The 407-nt window shown below is 45.9% G+C and carries 1 protein-coding gene; it reads right to left on the reverse strand.

The window, feature by feature from the left end; translation table 11 throughout:
- Positions 1-407 (reverse strand): helix-hairpin-helix domain-containing protein (locus VSR34_RS38835; RefSeq protein WP_342965291.1); only part of this gene is annotated, 407 nt, incomplete at both ends.

Here is a 407-nt window from a genome sequence, read left to right on the forward strand (position 1 = left end):
CTATACGCAATGATGGCTTCCGCTTTGGCTGGGCCTATTCCGTTAATGGTCTGCAATTCCGCTGCATCAGCTTGATTGACATTCACCCCTTGACTCTGTTCATTTCCCGGCGGCGTATTAGCCGCTGCTGTTTGTCCCTGCTTGTCACCTTCCCCCTTCTTTCGTACATAAATCATCATACTGTCCTCTAATTTTGCTGCTTGATTGATGTCAACTGTATCTGCCTTACTCGTAAAACCACCTGCTCTTTTAATCGCTTCTTCAACTCTGTCCTCAGCCATAAATGCATAAACGCCCGGCTTCCGTACAGCTCCTTTGACCTCTACTACGATGGATGTTGGCTCTTTTTCTGCACTCTCTTGTTTTTCTTCTAATGTGACCCGCGTTTCATGTTGTTCTTTCAATAC

Source organism: Paraburkholderia sp. JHI2823, from assembly GCF_038900695.1.
GTDB classification, from domain to species: Bacteria; Pseudomonadota; Gammaproteobacteria; order Burkholderiales; family Burkholderiaceae; genus Paraburkholderia; species Paraburkholderia mimosarum.